Annotated in this window: 4 protein-coding genes; 1 reads left to right on the forward strand and 3 read right to left on the reverse strand. The window is 45.1% G+C overall.

Annotated elements, in window-relative coordinates; genetic code table 11:
• Positions 1 to 769: DDE-type integrase/transposase/recombinase (locus D1155_RS14905; RefSeq protein WP_160203204.1), on the forward strand; the 769-nt coding region annotated here is incomplete at its 5' end.
• A gap of 491 nt (positions 770 to 1,260) precedes the next feature.
• On the opposite strand, the gene D1155_RS14910 is transcribed toward D1155_RS14905, so the two are convergent.
• The 3 genes from D1155_RS14910 to D1155_RS14920 form a co-directional block, all read right to left on the reverse strand.
• The gene (locus D1155_RS14910; RefSeq protein ID WP_160203205.1) at positions 1,261 to 1,545 is read right to left on the reverse strand and encodes a hypothetical protein; all 285 of its coding nucleotides are present in this window, start codon (positions 1,543 to 1,545) and stop codon (positions 1,261 to 1,263) included.
• A 100-nt stretch (positions 1,546 to 1,645) separates the two neighbouring features.
• On the reverse strand, positions 1,646 to 3,256 hold the full coding sequence (locus D1155_RS14915; RefSeq protein WP_243153697.1) for an FAD-dependent protein: 1,611 nt from the start codon (positions 3,254 to 3,256) through the stop codon (positions 1,646 to 1,648).
• On the reverse strand, positions 3,214 to 4,344 hold the full coding sequence (locus D1155_RS14920) for an aminoacetone oxidase family FAD-binding enzyme (RefSeq protein ID WP_160203207.1): 1,131 nt from the start codon (positions 4,342 to 4,344) through the stop codon (positions 3,214 to 3,216). The genes D1155_RS14915 and D1155_RS14920 overlap by 43 nt, the downstream gene beginning before the upstream one ends.
• Positions 4,345 to 4,469 lie beyond the last annotated feature (125 nt).

Consider the following 4,469-nt stretch of genomic DNA (forward strand, 5'->3'; position numbering starts at 1 on the left):
ACCTCATCATCCTAACCAGCATACCCCTGAGGAACTCAAGCTCATCAAAGACATGCGCCGTAGAAACCCTCATGCCGGACTTGTCGTACTTTGGGTAAAACTCTCTCAGCGTGGATATTCTCGCTCTATTACCGGTCTTTGGCGTGTTCTCAGAAGGCTTAAACTTACTCCAATCAAGCCTCCAAATCCAAAGTATATCCCAAAGCCTTATGAACAAATGGATTATCCAGGTCAAAGGGTTCAGGTGGATGTAAAGCATGTTCCTGCCGTCTGCTTAGTTGGTGAAGCTTCAGGTCAAAAATTCTATCAATACACTGCTATCGATGAATTTTCTAGATTTCGCTATGTGGAAGCATTTGATGAAATCTCCAGCTATTCTTCAACGGTATTTTTAGAACACATGCTGAAAGCTTTTCCTTTTGCTGTGGAATGTGTGCAGACGGACAATGGCCCAGAGTTCACTAAGCGATTTGTTAGCAAAAGAGCAAATGACCTTAGCCAGTTTGAAAAAAAGCTCAAAGAACTGGGTATTGAGCATAAGCTGATTAAACCTTTTACACCAAGACATAATGGAAAGGTAGAACGATCACATAGAAAAGATAACGAATACTTCTATGCAACCCACTCGTTCTACTCCTTTGCAGATTTTGCTGCTCAGCTAAAGGTTCATAACCGAAAGTACAACAACTTTCCTATGCGTCCATTAAAGTGGCTTTCTCCTAAAGATACTTTATTTAATTTTTTGCATGACGGTGTAACATATGTTTGACAAACCTTCAATAAGTTTTCCGACAGCTTAGTAAAGTCTAGGTGGTTCCAGGGAGCCAGACGAAGTTCAACGCGAAACAAAAATTCGCTTTGCAGAAAAAAGTAAAAACTTCTTAAAAAAATGCAAAATAAATACCGCTAATCTGATTAAAATACAATCCATCCCATCTTTACGCAGAATTTTGTTAAAAAATGACGGCATGGGGCGGATATTTTTCATTTTCAGGATTATATCATACCCATTATTATGCTTTCCCCCAAAAGTTTCCGGCGCCTTGGTCATACCATACCCCTACAACCGAAGACTTTCCTTTTTTTGAACCAACAAAGGGTAAAGTTCTGCAATGTTAAAATTACGTTCGATGGATTTACTGAGTTTAATGAATTTAATATATCAGAATTGATACATGACTTCTCGATTCTGTCTTCTCCATAACAAATCCCCCGCCGGGTCTCTCTGACGGGGGATAGCTTTAATCTTTACAGCCAAATCTATTCTTCTTCTAAATCTTTCCGAAGATTCTCATCGTATTTGATGATATACCGCGCATGGCTGGTCTGTGAATCATTGACATGCTTTCCAAGAAACTCCTTGGTGTCATCACTCAAATCACCGCTGTGCTTTTCGTTGAAGTCCTTAACTTTCTCCTGAAATTCATCCCACTCGGGCTGTCTTTTCTTCTTCATCCATTCCGTCACAAAGTGCAGTATTAAACCAAGCACCAGTATCACGATTAAAAGTATCAACTTCGGAATTATTGCTATTGCCGGATTCATACTTCCACCTCCTACTATCATGACAAATTCCTTTATTTTATACATTATATCATGTCTAAGTAGTAATGTAAATATGAAGGCAGAATTTTCTAATAATTATTTACGCTTGATACTTGCTGATAATTTTCTCCGCCACCTTGATACCATCGCATGCCGCACTCATAATGCCGCCTGCATAGCCGGTGCCTTCTCCTGCCGGATAAAAGCCGCCGAAGGTGCCCTCCATGTTCTCATTTCTGGCAAAACGCACCGGAGAAGAGCTTCTGGTTTCCACTGCCGTAAGTACTGCGCGATCATCATCAAAACCGGAAAGTTTTCTGCCCAGATGGGGCATCGCCTCTCTGATCGATTCCACCGCAAATTCAGGGAGCGAGCCAATCACCGCTGCTGCAGCATCTTTGTCATCCCGAAATTCCGCCCAAGTGGTCTTGGGCGCCTGATAATTCCCTCCGCCCAGCGAAAATGCCAGTTTCTCATATTTTTCCTGAAATTCGATTCCTGCCAATGGACTCGGCGAGCCAAAATCCTCACAGCGCACATCCACCAAAAGTCCGCTGTTTGCAGTACCGCTGTTTCGCGCTCGATTGCTCATCCCGTTGGTCACCACGCCGCCTTCCTGAGAAGACGCAACTACCACTTCTCCGCCCGGACACATGCAAAAGGTATATACGCCGCGACCATTTGTACAGTGATGGGAAAGTTTGTAATCCGCCGGCGAAAGCTGCGATGCTCCCTCACCATACTGTGCGCGGTCAATGAGACTTTGCGGATGTTCAATTCTCACGCCGATAGAAAATGGCTTCTGCTGCATTTTGATGCCGCGGCCGGCAAGATAACGGAAAGTATCTCTCGCACTGTGTCCGATAGCAAGTACCACATCCTCTGTAAAAATTTCTTCCTCCTTGCCCTCCTTCACCACTACGATGGATTTCACACACTTATCTTTCGTCTTCACCTCCACAAAGCGGGTATTAAAGCGAACCTCACCGCCAAGGCGAATGATTTCTTCGCGAATATTTTTTACTACTGTCCGAAGAACATCTGTGCCGATATGTGCCCTCTGTTTATACAGAATATCCGGGTCCGCTCCCGCTCTGACAAAGTCAGAAAGCACCCGCCGGATTCTCGGATCTTTTATCCCTGTTGTTAATTTCCCATCGGAAAAGGTGCCTGCGCCCCCTTCCCCAAACTGAACGTTGGACTCCGGGTTCAAAATTCCTTCCGCCCAAAATTTTTCTACATCGGCTACCCGCTTCTCAATAGGCGCACCGCGTTCAATAATCAGCGGTTTCAGTCCCCGCCTCGCTAAGGTTAAACCTGCAAACATGCCGCAAGGTCCAAATCCAATGATAACCGGTCTGTGAGTCAGCACCTGCTCACCGCAAGGAACTTCTATATAAGTCATATCCGGTGCTTCCTCCACACCCGTCTTTCCTCCGGTACGAATGCGGATATAGTCTCTTGGACGCTGTCTTGTCACCACAGAAAAGTCTACAGAGTAGACTTTCTTTATGTCCTTTTTATCTCTGGCATCGATAGATTCCTTAACAATTTCCACATCTGTCAGAATATAGTCTCTATTTCCCAGTTTCTTTAATATTTTCTTCGGTAAATCCGCTGTAGATTCCTGCAGGCTCAGTTTCACCTGATGTATTCTATATCTGGGCGTCATTTTGCCATCCCCTTTCCAGCCAGCATGCCTGTCTCCCATGCGTACTGCAGATTAAATCCGCCGCATGGACCATCATAATCCAGTACCTCGCCAGCAAAATACAAGTTTTCTACAAGATGCGACTCCAGCGTTGCCGCTGATACTTCGCCAAGTGCCACGCCGCCCTTTGTTACCTGTGCAAAATCCCACCCCTTTACACCTTTCGGCGAAAGAGGAAAGGCTTTTAAGAGCCTTCCGCTCTCTACGGTATCCCCTTTGGCAAGGCGTTCAATCATTTCCGCGATAGGTCTCTTTACGAGAAACTGCAGCAGTCTCTGTGCGGCAACTCCCTGCGCCTTGCGCAATTCCAGAACGCTGACCATGTCCTCTCTGTCCGGAAAAAAATCAATTTCAATCTTGTAATCATCAAAGCCATCTGCAAAAGAAGCCCCCGGAGGGATCAGCAGAAACCTGGACAGATTAAAAACACAGATTCCAGAAATACCTGTCTTAGTAAACTGAATTTCACCGCTTTCAGTAAAAACAGGCTCATCCTGATAGAGTAATTTTACCTGTGCCTTTGCACGAATCCCGGCAAGTTTTTCCAGATCTTCTTTTACCTCAACTGCTGTGAGTACCGGAACTGGTTTTTGAATCTGATGGCCCAGACTCTTTGCAAACCGAAATCCGTCTCCCGTGCTGCCAAAGGCTGCACCTGCCTTACCGCCGCAAGCGATGAGCAGCTTTCGCGCCTGAATAGTTTTGTTCTTCAGTTCAATCACGAAACAATCCTGTTTTTCGATGGACTGGACTTCCGAAGATGTCATGACTTCGATACCCAACTCCTGAATTTTCTGTTCCAGCGCTTCTCTCACCGCTGCTGCATCTTCTGTGTATGGATAAATTCTTCCAGCAGAATCGGTTCTCGTTAAAATGCCCAGCCCTTCAAAAAAGGTCAAGGTCTGTTCCACATTGGGACAGGCAATATTGGAAAGATTACACTTTCCATTTCCAGTCGCGGAAATCTTCCGCCCCAGTTGATTCTTCTTCTCTAAAATCAAAATCCCGCAAGCAGGATTTTCTTCCTTTGCACAAATCGCCGCGGTCATCCCTGCAGCGCCGCCGCCAATAATGCAAATATCGATCATCTTTAATCTCTTCCTTTCATTTTTCCTTTTTGGAAAGCCTCTCTACCGCTTGCTTTCATCGGGTTACCCTCGCCGTAGCTTTCTTCCAATCGAACTTCATCTTCGATTCGTTCTCTCGGGAAAGC

The organism is Anaerotruncus sp. 80, assembly GCF_009936115.1.
Lineage (GTDB): Bacteria > Bacillota > Clostridia > Peptostreptococcales > Anaerovoracaceae > Senimuribacter > Senimuribacter intestinalis.

What these genes read in the sequence shown, in the direction of transcription:
- D1155_RS14920 (WP_160203207.1), bottom strand. Translation starts at nt 4,344, where the DNA reads ATGATCGATATTTGCATTATTGGCGGCGGCGCTGCAGGGATGACCGCG.
- D1155_RS14910 (WP_160203205.1), bottom strand. Translation starts at nt 1,545, where the DNA reads ATGAATCCGGCAATAGCAATAATTCCGAAGTTGATACTTTTAATCGTG.
- D1155_RS14915 (WP_243153697.1), bottom strand. Translation starts at nt 3,256, where the DNA reads ATGGGAGACAGGCATGCTGGCTGGAAAGGGGATGGCAAAATGACGCCC.